The 17,511-nt window shown below is 39.0% G+C and carries 13 protein-coding genes; all 13 read right to left on the reverse strand.

Translation table 11 applies throughout. The features are described 5' to 3' along the window. Positions 1 to 2: 2 nt before the first annotated feature. The 13 genes from G611_RS14260 to ilvB all read right to left on the reverse strand — a co-directional run bounded on the left by G611_RS14260 (position 3) and on the right by ilvB (position 17,499). Positions 3 to 989, reverse strand: a complete 987-nt coding sequence (locus tag G611_RS14260; RefSeq protein WP_051195149.1) for a hypothetical protein — start codon at positions 987 to 989, stop codon at positions 3 to 5. Positions 990 to 1,282: 293 nt separating this feature from the next. Further along, positions 1,283 to 2,767 carry a flagellin gene (locus G611_RS0107195; RefSeq protein ID WP_028243043.1) on the reverse strand — a complete coding sequence of 495 codons (1,485 nt, stop codon included), beginning with the start codon at positions 2,765 to 2,767 and terminating at the stop codon, positions 1,283 to 1,285. A gap of 611 nt (positions 2,768 to 3,378) precedes the next feature. After that, entirely contained in the window at positions 3,379 to 5,022 is a 1,644-nt protein-coding gene (locus tag G611_RS0107200) for a putative manganese-dependent inorganic diphosphatase (protein WP_028243044.1), read from the reverse strand. Positions 5,023 to 5,040: 18 nt separating this feature from the next. Next, a complete protein-coding gene (locus tag G611_RS0107205) occupies positions 5,041 to 5,688 on the reverse strand; it encodes a hypothetical protein (RefSeq protein WP_028243045.1) in 648 nt (215 codons plus the stop codon). A gap of 31 nt (positions 5,689 to 5,719) precedes the next feature. After that, complete coding sequence (locus G611_RS0107210) at positions 5,720 to 7,117, reverse strand: glycine--tRNA ligase (RefSeq protein WP_028243046.1); 1,398 nt, start codon at positions 7,115 to 7,117, stop codon at positions 5,720 to 5,722. A gap of 15 nt (positions 7,118 to 7,132) precedes the next feature. Further along, entirely contained in the window at positions 7,133 to 7,906 is a 774-nt protein-coding gene (locus G611_RS0107215; protein WP_028243047.1) for a hypothetical protein, read from the reverse strand. Next, a complete protein-coding gene (recO, locus tag G611_RS0107220) occupies positions 7,903 to 8,628 on the reverse strand; it encodes a DNA repair protein RecO (RefSeq protein ID WP_028243048.1) in 726 nt (241 codons plus the stop codon). Before recO ends, G611_RS0107215 begins: the two co-directional genes overlap by 4 nt. Continuing rightward, positions 8,629 to 9,543, reverse strand: coding sequence for a GTPase Era (gene era / locus G611_RS0107225; RefSeq protein WP_028243049.1), 915 nt, complete (start codon positions 9,541 to 9,543; stop codon positions 8,629 to 8,631). It lies immediately after the preceding gene. A 119-nt stretch (positions 9,544 to 9,662) separates the two neighbouring features. Continuing rightward, on the reverse strand, positions 9,663 to 12,572 hold the full coding sequence (locus tag G611_RS0107230) for an insulinase family protein (protein ID WP_028243050.1): 2,910 nt from the start codon (positions 12,570 to 12,572) through the stop codon (positions 9,663 to 9,665). Between the two features lie 18 nt (positions 12,573 to 12,590). Next, positions 12,591 to 13,463, reverse strand: coding sequence for a mechanosensitive ion channel family protein (locus G611_RS0107235; RefSeq protein ID WP_155942266.1), 873 nt, complete (start codon positions 13,461 to 13,463; stop codon positions 12,591 to 12,593). A 98-nt stretch (positions 13,464 to 13,561) separates the two neighbouring features. Beyond that, positions 13,562 to 14,725: a phosphoglycerate dehydrogenase gene (locus G611_RS0107240; RefSeq protein WP_028243052.1), complete on the reverse strand. Its 1,164-nt coding sequence runs from the start codon at positions 14,723 to 14,725 to the stop codon at positions 13,562 to 13,564. After that, positions 14,725 to 15,807 (reverse strand): 3-phosphoserine/phosphohydroxythreonine transaminase, encoded by a 1,083-nt coding sequence (serC, locus tag G611_RS0107245; protein WP_028243053.1) that lies wholly within the window; start codon positions 15,805 to 15,807, stop codon positions 14,725 to 14,727. Before serC ends, G611_RS0107240 begins: the two co-directional genes overlap by 1 nt. A gap of 24 nt (positions 15,808 to 15,831) precedes the next feature. Beyond that, positions 15,832 to 17,499, reverse strand: coding sequence for a biosynthetic-type acetolactate synthase large subunit (gene ilvB / locus G611_RS0107250; protein WP_028243054.1), 1,668 nt, complete (start codon positions 17,497 to 17,499; stop codon positions 15,832 to 15,834). Positions 17,500 to 17,511: the final 12 nt, after the last annotated feature.

A 17,511-nucleotide genomic window follows, 5' to 3' on the forward strand; every position in this document is an offset into this window, starting at 1 on the left:
AATTATTTAACCGTATTAGCATACTCATCATATAGCTTCTTGCGAAGACTGCTATTTTCCTTTATCATAATGTCCCTTGCCTCTGTGTCGCGGCCATTCTCTATAAGCCAAGAATACAGATTTAGAATGTTTTCTTCACCTTGCTCTATTCCTTGCTCTATTCCTTGCTCTATTCCTATTTCTATTCCTTCTTCTCTTCCCTCTTGTTTCAAATCCATGACAGCTTTACACATATTGTACTCACCTTTCTTACTCCTACGCGGTAGTTTTATAGATGCAAACTCGCTCATTAATTCTGCAGTATCCTTTTTCACATGCATAAATGCAGAGTCCGATTCTACAAGATTCTGCATCTTGGATTTATCGTTCCTTGTGTTAAGTAAAAGAAATAATTCCCTTAACTCTGTTCTGAAAACTGGAAAATCGTCTCTATCAATAATTGAGAACAAATTAATATTGTAGTCATTAATAAAAGGCTTAATTGAATCATCCACATCTACTAGCATTCCCCTCAATGATGTAGGTGCATCCCAAGGACGTGCGCCCCAATACAATGTAATTGTGACTACAGGAATCAACTTATCCTCTCTAGTAAATCCTGATAAATAATCTTCAGCAGAACAATAACCTTCCGATCTGTTATAATCTGATATTTCCTCAACCTGCCTTAAATATGCTAACGCATCATACAGCATATCCCTAACTGGCATTGCATAGTGAATATCTGACTGATTCTCTATGCCAAGTATAGCATAAAAAAGCTTGTCATTCTTCATTATAATAGATTTTTTTATAATATCCCTAAACTTCTGAATTGATTTTGATTTACGATTACCAGCGGGAATGATAGATAACATGGATGTATCTATTTCTTCAAGTGTGGTCCAATCTATTACCTGCTTACCCCCATAGATTATTCCATTAAAAAAATCCGCAAAAATAACGGGATTCCTCATATATTTCTTAGTAGCTATATCCTTACTCGACATTATTAAATCTCTTTCTAATACCTATAATACGTATTTATATTACGGTAAGGCCGTATTTATGTCAAGTGAAAAATTTTTCACAAAGAAAATGGACCTCCAAGTGGAGGTCCAAATCAATTACATCCTTGTAAGTTACTCTTTGAAGTCCCTTTCCAAGAGAGTGCCAAAGGCACTATTTTGAAAATTTAGGGGCCTGCTAGGGGATAGCAAGCCCCCTGATTTCACTAGTATTTAACTAGTCTGCGCGAAACGAATAAATAGTAATTTCAAAAGATTAGTTATCCCTTGAATGATTAACCTAAGATTGAAAGTACACCCTGTGTAGACTGGTTAGCCTGTGCAAGCATTGCCTGACCTGCCTGCTGAAGAATATTATTCTTGCTGTAGTTAACCATTTCGTCAGCCATATCTGTATCACGGATACGAGATTCAGCAGCGTTAGTATTCTCAACTACGTTGTCTACGTTAGCGATTGTATGCTCTAATCTGTTCTGAATAGCACCAAGAGAACCTCTTTGTGCTGATACAGTTGAAATAGCATCTGATATAGCATCGATAGCATATGTAGCAGCCTTACCTGTAGCATCAGCTACGTTAAGTCCCTGGATACCAAGTGAAGCAGAGCTCATATCAGCAATTGTTACACCAATCTTGTTTGTCATATCAGCATCAGAACCAACATGAAGATTAAAATTCAAATCATTCTGAACTTCTGCTGTCTTCTTTGCAAAAGTAAATGTAACCTTTGTATCATTTGCATTTGATGTAAGAGCATTCACATCATTCTTCTGCAATGCATTATTATCATACTTCTGAGTAATAGTACCTACTACTTCATCAGCACCGATTGAAGATGCAGCTCTAAGTTCATTAGCCATCAACTCATAAGCCTTTGCCTGTGTAATAACAGTCTTATTCTTAGAGTCGATACCTTCAACTGTTTTCTTTGCGGCATCTGTCTCTGGTCCATGCTCACCCAAATCATTGAACAATGTAACTGATTTACCATTGTATTCAATTGTAGAACCATTACTTGCGAATTTGTCTAAGTCAGACATTGCTAACTCAGAAGTATCAACATTTGTTGTGCCAGCAATTGTAAATGACTTTCCATCAATCTTAAACACTTCACCATTACCAGGATCAATTGCTTGTCCATTTCCTAATACAATTTTTGCATTAGTCAACATATTTGTTGTTGTATCACCTGATACACCAATTGTGTACTGTGTACCACCAATTGTTACCTGATCGCCCATTGAAAGAGCCTTTACTGTAAATGTAGCTTTTGTTGTGTTCTGAGTTAATGTTCCATCAAGACCTGCATCATGAGCTTTTATGTTGATAGTCTTTTTACCATAATCGCCCTTAAGAAGATATGTCTCGTTGAACTTTGTTGTCTCAGCAACACGATCAATTTCTGTTGTAAGCTGGTTAATTTCGTCCTGGATAGAAGCACGGTCTGACTCACTGTTTGTTCCGTTTGAAGCCTGAACTGCAAGTTCATTCATTCTCTGAAGCATTGAGTGAACTTCTGTTAAAGCACCTTCAGCTGTCTGCACTGCAGATACACCATCCTGTGCGTTTGTAGAAGCCTGATCAAGACCTCTGATCTGCTTACGCATCTTCTCTGAAATTGAAAGTCCTGCTGCATCATCTGCTGCTCTGTTGATTCTGTAACCTGAAGAAAGTTTCTCAGTTGACTTTGCCTGAGCGCCTGATGTGATGTTGAGCATTCTAGAAGCATTGCTTGCTTGCATGTTGTGTTGTACTACCATAAATTCTACCTCCTTGTAGATACTCCCTAGATTCCTTTCCCGGGAGAAGTGCTTTCGCACTCAATTGTTAATAATTACATTTATATCCAACAGCATTCGCGCATATGCTGTAAAGATATCCAATTGATAAAGGTATGCATGAAAAAAGCCTATTGTGAGTACAATAGATAAATAAAAAAGATATAACGAATATTTCGACCCTTAACATCCTTGTCCTGGTAACGAAACCTTTATGAGGTTGTGATGTAACTAAAATCGAGATATAGAAATCCTTTTCATTTATCTCTAAATACTTTATCGGATGATGGTGGGAAAACTTAACCCCTAAATTGAAAAAATTTAAAAAATATTTCTGTAGGTAGTTTTACACCCTCATCAGTCACCTACGGTGACAGCTTCCCCCTCAAGGTGGAAGCCTTTTTCTTTGGCTTTTTTTGCCTTGCAATAGTTATATCGGACGTACCGTTATAAACTTAACCCCTTTTTGAAAATTTTTTCAAAAAATTATTTTAGCTATAAAAAAGGTGCTACAATCAAGCCTTAGCTTAACTGTAACACCTATTATAACATCTAAAATGCATTAAAACCGTTTTTCACAAAAAGGTCATAAACTATTCCTGAAGTGTTTCCATGATAGGTGGGATGAGCTGCTTCTTACGAGAAACAACGCCCTCTAACATGTAGCTATCTGTAGCAACTGGCATGCGGAATGCATCTGCAATAATCTTGCCAGCATCGTTACCTACGAATAATAGCTCTGTGTTTTCGTTTAAGATATCTGTGAGCATTACAAATACAGCATCTAAGCTAGCTGACTCAAGTACTGTATCCATGTATGCCTTAATATCTGCCTTAATTGTATTTAACTGGCTTCTTGAAACTGAGCTAACCTGAGCAACACCAAATTTAATTTCACCACTTGTGAAAATCTTGTAATCCTGGTGGAAAATCTGCTCTGCTGTACGATCCTTGAAATCACTAGCTGCTTCAAACATAGATGTTGCAAGCTCTGTAACATCTACTCCAGCGATACCTGCAAGCTCCTTAGCCAAAGCTTCGTCTGTAGGTGTGCATGTAGGTGATCTAAACATTAATGTATCAGAAAGGATAGCTGAGCAAAGAATACCTGCGATATCCTTAGGGATTTCTACACCGCGCTCCTTGAACATTAATGTAACGATTGTAGCTGTTGAACCTAAAGGCTGGTTTCTGAATAAGATTGGAGAAACTGTCTCTAGTGAACCTAATCTGTGGTGATCGATAATCTCTAATACTTCTGCCTGGTCAATACCATTAACAGCCTGTGACTTTTCGTTGTGGTCAACAAGGATAATTCTCTTCTTTTCCATATTTAAAAGAAGACGTCTTGAAACCATACCAATGTAATGTCTGTTCTCATCTAAGATAGGGAAATCTCTATGTCTAACAGATTTCATTACTTCTCTTACTTCATCAACATAATCGTCAAGCTCGAAGCTGATAAGGTCATCCTTCTGCATGAACTGACGAATAGGCATAGCCTGATGAATAAGTCTAGCAACTGTAAATGTATCGAATTCAGTAGTAATAAGAACTACCTGATTCTTCTCAGCAAGCTCTGCAACTTCCTTTTCAACCTTGCTTGTACCACAAACTACTAAGCAGCTACATCCTGCTTCAATACAGATGAGCTGACGAGCTGTAATGTTACCAACAATAGCAAGGTCATCTCTTTTAATATCATCAATAAGCTCTTCACGGCTGCTTGATGCAATAACTACAGAACCCTTAACAAAATATGCGTGTGGGTTACCTGTAACAAGTCTACCATTAAGTGTTCCAATGATGTTTGAATACTGAGTACGTGAACGAGATAAAATGCTGTTATCATAGATATCCATATATGAATATGCAATATCTCCGTTAACGATAACACCCTCAAGCTTACCAGTCTGTCCTACAACAGGAAGGGTTGCTACGTTCTTATCAAGCATAGTCTCCCATGCCTTCTTAAGTGAGATGTGTCCACTGACACCCTCTAACTGTCTGTATTCAATATCACTAAGCTGAGCACCTACGTCTGTAACTGTCTCTGGCTCTGGAACATTGAAACGATTTAAAACATAACGAGTCTCTTCATTTAATGAACCCGCTTTTTTAGGGACATAATTCTCCCCTGTACTAAGTGCGTTCTTAAGATAAGAATACGCGATTGCTGCACAAATACTATCAGTATCTGGATTTTTGTGACCGATTATATAAACTGACTTCGGCATATTTCCTCCATTTAAAACTTAAAAAATACCTAGAGAAAGAATAAATGAGGCAGCTGACAATCCAACTGATATGACTACAAGTACAATCAGTACTACTGAAAGCTTCTTAAGTGAGCTGTAATGTTCAACAGCCTTAAGAGCCTGCTCTTCGCTGTTGTCATGCTCCTTAAGTAAATCCTGAATCAAACGGTATAAATGAACAGATTCTGAATGAGTCTTCTCTGAGAGCTCGTTCTGAATAGAATCAAGTCCCGCAGAAACATTCTTTAATGTATCCTGAAGGCTTCTGCTATGCTTTTCGTATGATTCCTGATTGCCATTAACCTGGCCCTTGATGTCTACTTCCAGCTGATCCATGTTGTTCTTTACAACCTGCATCATTCTGTCAACCTGAGTCTCTACATCAGCAACAAGAGTGTCTGCCTCTTCCTGCTTCTTAGAAAGTTCCTCCTGCAATTTGACATTGATTGCTTCTTTCTCTTTAACTAATGCTTCAAGTTCAGCTGCCTTATGTTCCTTTTGAACAATGAGCTGCTGCAGCTGAGTTGCCTTCTCACGAAAGGCGTCGATTTGCTCTAAAAGTAAATCCTCCCCCAATTCAGAAGGCTTAGTGTCCTCAAGCTCGCGAAAGTCTGTGGTCTTACCCTCTACATTAGTGTTTTCCATAGCATTATCCTCCAATTTTTCTAAATGATAATTAGAATGTGAATTTATCTGCAAAGTATGCATCCAAATCCGCAATAGCGATACGCTCCTGCTCCATAGAATCACGGTGACGAATTGTTACCATGTGGTCTTCTTCAGAATCGAAGTCGTATGTGATACAGAATGGTGTACCGATTTCGTCCTGACGACGATAACGCTTTCCGATGTTTCCTCTGTCATCGAATTCACAATTGTACTTCTTTGAAAGCTCTGCAAAAATCTTTTCTGCACCCTCATTGAGCTTCTTAGAAAGTGGAAGCACACCAATCTTAACTGGTGCAAGTGCTGGATGGAAGTGAAGAACTGTACGAACATCACTTCTGTTCTCATCACCAATTTCCTCTTCGTCATATGCTGCGCAAAGGAATGCGAGAACTACACGGTCTGCACCAAGTGATGGCTCAATAACATATGGTAAATATTTTTCATTAAGCTCATCATCAAAGTATGTAAGATCCTGACCTGATACATTCTGATGCTGTGTAAGGTCATAATCTGTACGGCTAGCGATACCCCAAAGCTCGCCCCAACCAAATGGGAATAAGAACTCGATATCTGTAGTACCTGTTGAGTAGAATGAAAGCTCCTCTGGATCATGGTCGCGAAGACGCATCTCATCTTCCTTCATGCCAAGGCTAATAAGCCAGTCACGACAGAAGCTTCTCCAGTACTGGAACCACTCATCCTGTGTACCAGGCTTGCAGAAGAACTCAAGCTCCATCTGCTCGAACTCACGAGTACGGAAAGTAAAGTTACCAGGTGTGATTTCGTTACGGAATGACTTACCAATCTGGCCAATACCAAATGGAACCTTCTTACGAGATGTACGCTGTACATTCTTGAAGTTAACGAAAATACCCTGTGCTGTTTCTGGACGAAGATAAACAGTGTTCTTAGCATCCTCTGTAACACCCTGGAATGTTTTGAACATAAGGTTGAACTCACGGATGTCTGTAAAGTTATGCTTGCCGCATGTAGGACATGGAACATTGTTGCTTTCAATGAATTCCTTCATCTCGTCCTTGCTCCAGCCATCAACTGATGACTTAAGCTCGATATTATTCTCAGCTGCAAAATCTTCAATAATCTTATCAGCTCTAAATCTTTCATGGCATTCCTTACAATCCATAAGAGGATCTGAGAATGAACCAAGGTGACCACTGGCAATCCATGTCTGTGGGTTCATAAGGATAGCACAATCAACACCTACGTTGTATGGATTCTCCTGTACGAACTTCTGCCACCAAGCTTTCTTAACGTTGTTCTTAAGCTCTACACCAAGGTTACCGTAGTCCCATGTGTTTGCAAGACCACCATAGATTTCTGAACCAGCATATACAAAACCTCTGGCTTTGGCAAGAGCTATGATTTTGTCCATAGTTTTTTCCATGATATATATTCCCTTCTATTTATTACTATATATTATATAAACCATATCTGTGGCATCAGCATTTCCATCTGCCTGTGAAATGGTAATTGTATCTGAATCAACAAGCTCTACATTAGCATTTGATACATAAGTAATGGTACCAGGTACAGTGACTGTAACATTTTCATTAACTACTGCAACATTAGAATCTGTAAATACTGAATCAGCATTTACTACATCCGCCGCAAGAAGCTGACCATCCGCAACCTCAGAAAACAATGCTGCGAAATCATATCCTGCATCTACTGCTTCTGTATAGGAAGCGTTATATGTTCCATAGGATGTAAAAGCACTGTAGCAATCCGCATCTTTATATGTAGTTTTTACATATGCTTTGCCTGAAGAAACCTTAAGCTTATCAAGTGTAATAGCCTTTTCTCCATAGGTTTCATTGAAGCTTGATATCAAATCATTAGTGTATTTTTTGAATTCTGACTTTGAATATGTGTCTGATTCAAAATCTGTGACCTCTTCAAAGACAACTTTGCCTGTATCTGTAAATGTAAGCTTTGATGTATCGGATGCCTTACCTGAATTTAGAGCTAATCCTATAAGCTTAACAATAATAAATATAAGCAACAATAAAAATGCAAGCACGCAAGCGCCAAAGATAATACGATTGCGCATTACTTCTCTTTGTCTCTTTCTTCTTCTGGCTTCCTGCAATTCTCTGGAAGCTACTCCCTGTCTAGGACGTGCTCCGCCTGCTCTTGAGCGCATACCTGGTGTCCTTGACCTATTGTTTGTCATAAAAATTCCTCGCTCTTATATTTGTGCGACCTATAGTTTAATCTATAAGCGTCCAAAATTCTAGTCAATTCTTCCTCAGTTTTTCCATTCAACACAAAAGTATACAACTTTTCAATGCTCGAGGAAACAATAAATTGCATTGTATAAAGAGTTGATGTGGAAATATCCACTCCAGCTTCCATTTCGGCGCAAGTTTTGCACAGTGTTCCATGAAGCTTAGTGGAGAATGCTGTAAGGCCTTCCTTTTTTCCACAACACATACAACTAAAAACATTTGGGTACTCTCCATCTATAACCCATGTTTTTAAATCGTATATATTTTTAAGAAGTCTATGAGAAAACTTTCCTGATTCCAATGCTTTTAAGCTTTGATATAAAAGAGCAAGCCTAAGCTTTTCATCTCCACCTTCTACTGATAGAAAGCTTGCCACCTCTAAAAAATAAGAACCAAGCACTACCTTATCATAATCCATAACCAAATCTCTAAAATAATTAGAAATATTAGCTTTACTAAGATGATAAGAGTTTCTTCCTTCAAAGGCATCAAATACACCAAAGCAAAATGGTGAACAGGCAGCAACAAGTGGATTGTTAGGACGTCTTGCTCCCTTTGCAAAGGCTGTAACTTTCCCTGCTTCCTTTGTAAGAATAACTAATCTTCTATCAAATTCACCTACATCTGAGGCTGAAAGCACAAGCCCTGTCAAGGTAACTAGTCCCATCTAGCTTAAATCCTCTTTCTTATAACCAAAATTCTTTAGTTCGAAATCGCTGTCTCTCCAATCCTTCTTAACCTTAACAAACAGCTTAAGGTTAACTTTTGCCTCTAAAAGCTTTTCTATTTCATAACGGGAGTTAGTGCCGATTTTCTTAATCATGGCACCACCCTTTCCTATAATAATACCCTTGTGAGAATTCTTTTCACAGATGATTGTTGCTTCGATATCCCACATTGGCTTCTTACCTGGACGTTCCTTCATGCTATCAATAAGGATTGCAATGCCATGTGGTACTTCATCATTAAGAGCATGTAAAGACTTCTCACGGATGATTTCTGCTGTTATCTCTCTAAGAGTCTGATTTGTAACAGTTTCCTCATCATAGAAAGCTGGGCCCTCTGGAAGATAATTGAAAATAGTATCAAGCAAATCATCACAGCCTTCACCATGAAGCGCAGATACTGGAACAACCTCAGCAAAATCACAAAGATCCTTAAAGGCTGAAATAGTTTCTCCTACCTTGGCCCCATCTGCCATATCTATCTTGTTGATAACTAAGATAACAGGAGCATCAACTGTGCCAAGTAATTCAGCTATCTTCTTATCGCCAGCTCCAACCTTTGTGTCTGGTTCGATAAGCCAAAGGATTAAATCCACATCATTGATAGTACCCTTGGCGGCTGTCATCATGTATTCTCCAAGCTTATTCTTGGCCTGATGCATACCAGGTGTATCAAGGAAAACGATTTGGCCCTTGTCGCTATCTGTGTATACAGTCTGTATTCTGTTTCTTGTTGTTTGTGGCTTGTTACTGGTAATAGCAATCTTCTGACCAATGATGTGGTTCATGAGGGTGCTCTTACCTACGTTTGGGCGACCAACTATAGTAACGAAACCTGATTTAAAATTATCACTCATTCCTCTAATTCCTCTACTCCGCCTGTTACGATAACAAGCATTATATTTCTACGCTCGACTATATGTCTCGCTTTAGAAATATAATAGCTTGTTATCTACAGGCTCATATAAACATTACATTAATATAAACTCTCTATATTATTAAATATTTCCTTATTCGCCTCAATTACAGATTCATTACCTACGACGCATACATATCCCTGCTCCATAGCAGCATCCACAGACGCAGCTAGTGCACGTATATCCTCTACTGTAGCATCTAACACTTCGTCTCTGGTGCGCTGTAAATCTTCGTAGGTTATTCCGCTAAGGTAACTGCTAAGGCCTCTCAATCCTCGCTGGGATGGAGTAAGCGGTGTGTCCATGCCACTGATAGTTCCTATGATGTATTTTGTCATATCCCTGTCATCTACATCAAAGTTTCTAAGGTAATCTCCTGTGTGCTCAAATACTTTTAATGTTTCAACAAGATTAGGGTCACGATAAGATACAAATACCATATCACCCTGTCGGCTGGAATTCATGTTACAACCATAGGCACCACCCTGAACTCTAACCTTAATCCAGAAGTAATCGTAGCCTAATATAGTATTTAATAATTTGTATGCGCCATTATATTTAAATCCAGCTTTAACAAAATCTCCAGCCATGGCAACATATTGTATCTGTGATGCATCCTTTAAAGCTTCCTTAACAGGATGAACTTCGAAGCTATCCTCTCCTTCGAACGAAAGCTTCTCCTGTGTAAGAAGTGGCTTGATTTCTTTAACAAGACTTCTTGACTGTTCAAGGACATCAGCCTTTCCAGTGGATGAAATAAGAAGTCTATCCTTGGCAAAAATAATCTTGCACGTATTATTAAGTTTAGATATAACTTCTTCTTTTCTATTATCGAAGTTTTCTTCTAAATCTACTAAGAAGCGATAGAACCTAACTCCGTTAGCACAATCAGATATATTGGCCTTCTTAGAGAAGCCACATCTTGCTCTTGTGGCTGCCACCTGATTGCCTTTTGTATTAAGAACATATTCCATATGAGACTTTTCAGCTGTGATTAATTCTTTAAGTCTCTTGGTATCTGAAAACTTGGTGTTGCAAATCATTTCCATGACCAAATCCTTAGCCTGTTCAGCCTCGTCGTAAATGAACTTAGAACGGACCTCAAAGGTAATCTTGTATTTGTCATGGTCTCCAAATACTTCATGAATTGCAGTATTTGTGCTGATTCCACCAGTGTGAAGATACATTTCGTTAGTAAAGTCAGTGTATGTATATTTTTCTGTATCAAGCAATCCGATGAATCGTTCTAGCAGTGATACATATGGTATTTCTGAAAGTGGTAAATCAGAAATATCAAATACCATATTGAAATAATGTATTCCGTTAGTACGAACCTTATGATGAAGGATTGTTGTTCCGTCCTCCTCATAAACTGCTAAATCTAACGGTCTGGCCTCTCTTGTAAGGTCGAATCTGCTGAGCATAGGAATCTTTGCCAAATCCTCCTTTGAGCTAGGAGTCTGCTGGTATTCCTTTAAGAATGCTGTATGCTCGACAATAGCATTTATCTCCTCTTCAGAAAGAGACGCCTTCTTAGCTGCAAGCTTTTCTTTTAATGCTGCATCATCTGCGGCTGTAAGTCCCTGCTTAGGTCTAAGAGTAACTATTGATTTGTGTTTGTTAGAAATTAGATATTTATCTGCGATTTCATCAAACAAGCCATTATTAACTTTTGATTTAATTACGTCTAATACTTCTACACTGTGTAAATGTAGGAATGGTTGATTTCTATCGTATAACCAGCTGTCAAGAAGCTGAAGACCTATAATCAATCCCTTTGGTGCGCTACCAAAATCCAGCTCTCTTGCTCTAAACTGCTCACCGTTAATAGCTGCAAATAATGTCTTTTTATCGATTCCCTTAGCAACTACATCTTTAAGGGTGTTCTCAATAGTGTTAACGAATTTGTCCTTATCCTCTTCGTTAGCGCCCCTTGCTACAATTGAAAAATACATCTGTCTTTGAGACGATTCGAAAGAACAATCAACATCTTCTGCAATATTAGCATCTATGAGTGCTTTGTAAAGTGGTGCACCTGGTGCAGATACCAATGCGTAATTTAAAATATCAAATGCCCTGTACATGTTAGGATCCAGTACATCGCCTATACATACGTTATAAGAAAGATATGCATTGTTGGCTGTGTCCTGATCTGCGCCGATTGGGTAATCGATTGTTATCTCTACTGGCTTATCGAAGGCTTTCTGCATGTTAATCTCAGAATCTACCTCAAGATAATCGTAGTGGCGAAGATATTTGCTATCTAAATACTCTAAAATCTCATCTATATCCACATCTCCGTATACGTAGATGTAGGAGTTGCTAGGATGATAGTATTTGCTGTGGAATGCAAGGAAATCCTCGTATGTAAGTGTTGGGATTACCTTTGGATCTCCACCTGATTCGATAGCATATGTTGTGTCAGGGAACAACGAATTAAGTATCTGACGGTTAAGCACATCATCAGGAGATGAATATGCCCCCTTCATTTCGTTGTAAACAACACCATTTATAGTTAAATCAGAATCTGGGGTTTCCATTTCATAATGCCAACCCTCCTGCTCAAAAATCTCACGATATTTGTAAATGTTTGGATGGAAAACGGCATCCATATAAACATCGATAAGATTCATGTAATCTGCATCATTAGTGCTTGCAATTGGATATACTGTTTTGTCAGAATATGTTATTGCATTCAAAAATGTGTTAAGGCTGCCCTTTACAAGCTCTACAAAAGGGTCCTTAACAGGATATTTATCAGAGCCGCAAAGAACTGTGTGTTCAACAATATGAGCCACACCAGTGGAATCCTTTGGTGGTGTTCTAAAGCCTATGTAAAACACCTTGTTGTTATCATCATTTGAAATGAAGCAAATACGTGCTTTTGTTTTCTTATGTTCGAATATAAAACCTAGAGAATCAAGTCCTTCAAGCTTCTCTTCTTTAAGTAATTCGTATGACTTATTCAATGTATTGCCTTTCTAGTGTTATTTTTCTTTTATATGTACATCTAGCTGATTAAAGCATATTTCAATGCCTGATTTATCAAATCTAGTCTTTATCTCTTCTAATGTGTTCCATTTTTCCTGCCAGAAATATTCAATGTCGATTGGGAATCTGAGGCCAATCATAACCGCACTGTCTGCAAGCTCTGAAACAAATACCTGTACAGGTGTATCGTTCACTCTGTGGGGACAGTTTTCTGCTATATATTTTAAAATCTCTTTAGCTTTTTTAATGTCGCTGTCATAACTGATACCAACTGTCTCGTTAAACACACGATATTTCTGTGCTGTACAGTTAGTAAGGGATGTTGCTGAAAGTGTACCGTTTGGAATCTGGACCAATCGACCATCTACCATTTTAAGAGTGGTGTAGATGATGTTGATTTTATCAACTGTACCCTCCTGACCTGTGGCATGCTCTATGATGTAATCTCCTACCCTGAATGGGTGCATTAAAAGGATTAATACTCCACCTGCGAAGTTAGATAACGCGCCCTGTAAAGCAAGACCAATAGTAACACCAAGACCTGCAACTGCTGCTGATATAGATGCTGTAGTAACACCAAACAAGCCTAAAATTATAGTTATAAGAATAATATAGCAAAACCATCTGATAACAGATTCAAGGAAGGTTTCAACGCCTGTATCGAAATCATGCCTGTCCATAGCTTTGTGGAACAGCTTAATAATTCCTTTTATTATCTTAGAACCTACGAAAAAAACTATTAATGCCAGAACTACGCTCCAGCCAAAACTCCAAAACTTTGGGATTAGTTTTTCAAGCTGTTGTTGGAAAACACCCTTTTGAATATCATCGACTAATTCTTCTGCTGTAACTGTTTCCATGGTTTCCATACCGACAGTCCTCCCATTTTTACAATCTTAACCATTATAGCACATAATTAATTATGAAAAAAGACGGTGGATTCCCACCGTCTTTAAGGCTTTTTATGCTATTTTACAACTCTGATTTTGATTACTCCGTCAACCTGCTCAATCTCTGAAATAACCTGGTCAGAAAGCTTGCTTCCTAAATCAAGAAGTGTGTATGCGAAATCACCACGGCTCTTGTTGGTCATGTCATCTACGTTTACATTTTCCTTGCTAAGGATAGATGTAAATGCAGCAATCATACCTGCTTTATTTTTGTGAAGGATGGCTACACGGCTTTCAGCTTTGCAAATACCCATATCACAATCTGGGTAATTAACTGAATGAGTAATATTTCCGTTTTCCATGTAATCCATGATTTCCTTAACGGCCATTACTGCACAGTTATCTTCTGCCTCCTCAGTAGATGCACCAAGATGTGGTGTGCAGATAACACCTGGCTTACCTGCAACTGTAGGATTTGCAAAATCTGTAACATAACGACGAATCTTGCCGGAATCAATACCATTTAATACAGCCTGTTCATCTACAAGAAGGTCTCTTGCAAAATTAAGAATTACAACATCCTTCTTCATCATCTGAACAGCTTCTTTATTTATCATTCCCTTTGTTGTATCTGTAAGTGGAACGTGAACTGTAATGAAATCACATTCCTTATAAATATCTTCCACATTTGTAACATGCTTTACATTACGTGAAAGATTCCATGCTGCATTAACTGAGATGTATGGATCGAAGCCAAGTACCTCCATGCCAAGACGTGTAGCATCATTTGCCACCTTAACACCAATTGCACCAAGGCCGATTACGCCCAGTTTTTTGCCCGCAATTTCTGTTCCAGCAAAAGCTTTCTTAGCCTTCTCTGCTGTCTTTCCGATGTTCTCATCATCCTTGTTTTGATTAACCCATTCAATACCACCTACGATGTCACGGCTTGCAAGAAGCATTCCAGCAAAAACTAATTCCTTAACACCGTTTGCGTTGGCACCTGGTGTATTGAATACAACAATTCCCTCCTCTGCACATTTTACAAGAGGAATATTGTTAACGCCTGCGCCTGCTCGGGCAATACACTTAAGATTGCTACCAAACTCCAAATCATGCATTGCTGCTGAACGAACTAGGCATGCATCTGCGTCGCTAATATTTTCAACCTTTTTATAGTCTGTAGAAAAATTTATAAGGCCCTTATCTGAAATCGGATTCAAACAATTGTATGTATACATTAGGCATTCTCCTCCTCAAACTTACGCATAAACTCAACTAACTTTTCTACGCCCTCGATTGGCATTGCATTGTAGATAGATGCACGCATACCACCTACAGTTCTATGGCCTTTAAGATTTACAAAGCCTGCTGCTGTAGCTTCCTTTACAAACTTAGCATCTAGCTCTTCGTTACCTGTAACAAATGGAACGTTCATTAAAGAACGATCTTCCTTTCTAACAGTACCCTTGAAAAGCTTTGATGAATCAAGATAATCATAAAGAATCTTAGCCTTCTTTTCGTTAAGCTCCTTCATTGCTGTAAGGCCGCCATTCTTAAGCAACCATTTAAATACCTTGCCGCAGATGTAAATATCGTAGCATGGTGGTGTGTTATATAAGCTGTCATTATCAGCCTGAGTCTTATACTTAAGCATTGTAGGTGTTCCTGGAAGAACATCATCACGGATTAAATCCTCGCGGATGATTACGATAACCATACCTGCTGGTCCTACGTTCTTCTGTACGCCGCCATAGATGATTCCATATTTTGTAACATCAACTGGTTCTGACAAGAAGCATGAACTAACGTCAGCTACCAAATCTTTGCCCTTTGTATTTGGGAGAGTTTTAAATTTAGTTCCGTAGATTGTGTTATTCTCACAGATATACACATAATCCATATCATCAGTAATTGGTAGGTCGGAACAATCAGGAATGTAGCTGAATGTTTTATCAGCTGAGGATGCAAGCTCTACAGCCTCGCCATACATCTTTGCTTCTGCAAATGCTTTCTTTGCCCACTGTCCAGTGATGATATAACCAGCCTTCTTATTTTTCATAAGATTCATAGGGATTGCAGCAAACTGCTGGCTTGCGCCACCCTGAAGGAATAATACCTTGTAGTTATCAGGGATGTTCATAAGCTTTCTGATATCAGCCTCTGCCTCTTTGATGATTTCATCGAATACCTTGCTTCGGTGACTCATTTCCATTACAGACATTCCACATCCTCTGTAATCAAGCATTTCCTCTGCTGCTTCCTTTAATACCTCTTCAGGTAAAACTGCTGGTCCTGCACTAAAATTGTAAACTCTGCTCATTACTCTTTTCTCCTTTGTCTAAGGTTATTTTTCTTTGAAAAATTCGTTAATAGGTGCTCCCGGTGCTACCATTGGCAATACCATGTCATCTGAATCGATGATACAGTCAATGAGCACTGGGCTCTCGGAGGACAGCGCCTCCTTAAGTGCCGATTTGAATTCTTCCTGAGTTGAAACTCTAATTCCCTTAGCCCCCATAGCCTCTGCAAGCTTAACGTAATCTACGCCATCATTCAAAACTGTTGCAGAATAGCGTTTTTCATAAAAGATGGTCTGCCACTGACGAACCATTCCAAGAACGTGGTTATTGATAACAATTTCCACGATTGGAAGATTTTCTCTAACGGCTGTTGCCACCTCATTCATATTCATTCTAAAGCAACCATCACCAGCAAAATTGATAACCTTCTTTCCTGGGTTACCTGTTGCAGCACCAATAGCAGCACCAAGTCCATAACCCATAGTTCCAAGGCCACCAGATGTAAGAAGCTGATGTGGCTTTTTGAATTTATAATACTGTGCTGCCCACATCTGATTTTGTCCAACCTCTGTGGCAACGATAGCATCTCCCTTAGTCTGACGATATGTTTCCTCTACAACGAACTGACCTGAAAGTCCATTTTCTGGAACTGTAAGTGGATTATCCTTTGAAAGCTTTTTAACATGCTCAACCCACTTATCATGCTTTTGCTGATCAAGCTCCTTGTTGATTCGAGATAAGATCTCTTTAATATCGCCAATAACAGCGTGTTCAGCCAAAATATTCTTGTTAATTTCAGCTGGATCAACATCAAACTGAAGTATCTTTGCATTGCTGGCAAACTTATCTGGATTGCCAAGAACTCTGTCCGAAAATCTTGTTCCGATGGCAATCAACAAATCGCATTCTGAAACGCTAAGATTTGAAGCCTTGCAGCCGTGCATTCCAAGCATTCCTGTGTATCTTTCATCTGTACCATTGAATGCGCCTTTACCCATAAGGGTATCGCAAACAGGTGCATCCACAAGCTCAACGAACTTCTTTAATTCCTTTGAAGCGTTTGCAAGCACTGCACCACCACCAACAAATATCACTGGCTTCTTAGCCTTCTTGATCATATCCTTTGCAGTAGCAAGTGCCTCTGCTGTAATGCTCTTTTTAACTCTGCCAACAGGGATTGGCTTCATTGGCATATATTCGTATTTGTTAGAAGGTGCTGTCACATCCTTTGGCACATCAATAAGAACTGGCCCAGGACGTCCTGACTGGGCAATAGTAAATGCTCTGCGGATTGTCTCAGCCAAATCCTTAATATCCTTTACGATGAAGTTGTGCTTTGTGATAGGCATAGTGATTCCAGTGATATCGATTTCCTGGAATGAATCCTTTCCTAACAAAGGCACTGCAACGTTACAAGTGATTGCAACGATTGGAACAGAATCCATGTGTGCAGTAGCAATACCTGTTACCAGGTTTGTTGCTCCAGGGCCGCTAGTTGCAAGGCAAACGCCTACCTTACCTGTTGAACGTGCATAACCATCTGCAGCATGGGCTGCGCCCTGCTCGTGGCTGGTAAGCACATGATGAATCTCCTGATGTTTATATAGCTCATCATACAGATTAAGGATTGCACCTCCTGGGTAGCCAAAGACTGTATCTACGCCCTGCTCCTTTAAACATTCTATAATTATTTCTGAACCGTTTAATAACATATATAATCTCCT

The organism is Pseudobutyrivibrio ruminis AD2017 (assembly GCF_000424305.1).
GTDB lineage: Bacteria > Bacillota > Clostridia > Lachnospirales > Lachnospiraceae > Pseudobutyrivibrio > Pseudobutyrivibrio ruminis_B.

Bases quoted from the DNA above. Each gene is read 5' to 3' on its own strand.
- G611_RS0107235 (WP_155942266.1), bottom strand. From the start codon at position 13,463: ATGGAAACCATGGAAACAGTTACAGCAGAAGAATTAGTCGATGATATT.
- G611_RS0107210 (WP_028243046.1), bottom strand. From the start codon at position 7,117: ATGGAAAAAACTATGGACAAAATCATAGCTCTTGCCAAAGCCAGAGGT.
- ilvB (WP_028243054.1), bottom strand. From the start codon at position 17,499: ATGTTATTAAACGGTTCAGAAATAATTATAGAATGTTTAAAGGAGCAG.
- G611_RS0107240 (WP_028243052.1), bottom strand. From the start codon at position 14,725: ATGTATACATACAATTGTTTGAATCCGATTTCAGATAAGGGCCTTATA.
- G611_RS0107215 (WP_028243047.1), bottom strand. From the start codon at position 7,906: ATGACAAACAATAGGTCAAGGACACCAGGTATGCGCTCAAGAGCAGGC.
- G611_RS14260 (WP_051195149.1), bottom strand. From the start codon at position 989: ATGTCGAGTAAGGATATAGCTACTAAGAAATATATGAGGAATCCCGTT.
- G611_RS0107195 (WP_028243043.1), bottom strand. From the start codon at position 2,767: ATGGTAGTACAACACAACATGCAAGCAAGCAATGCTTCTAGAATGCTC.
- G611_RS0107200 (WP_028243044.1), bottom strand. From the start codon at position 5,022: ATGCCGAAGTCAGTTTATATAATCGGTCACAAAAATCCAGATACTGAT.
- G611_RS0107205 (WP_028243045.1), bottom strand. From the start codon at position 5,688: ATGGAAAACACTAATGTAGAGGGTAAGACCACAGACTTTCGCGAGCTT.
- serC (WP_028243053.1), bottom strand. From the start codon at position 15,807: ATGAGCAGAGTTTACAATTTTAGTGCAGGACCAGCAGTTTTACCTGAA.
- recO (WP_028243048.1), bottom strand. From the start codon at position 8,628: ATGGGACTAGTTACCTTGACAGGGCTTGTGCTTTCAGCCTCAGATGTA.
- era (WP_028243049.1), bottom strand. From the start codon at position 9,543: ATGAGTGATAATTTTAAATCAGGTTTCGTTACTATAGTTGGTCGCCCA.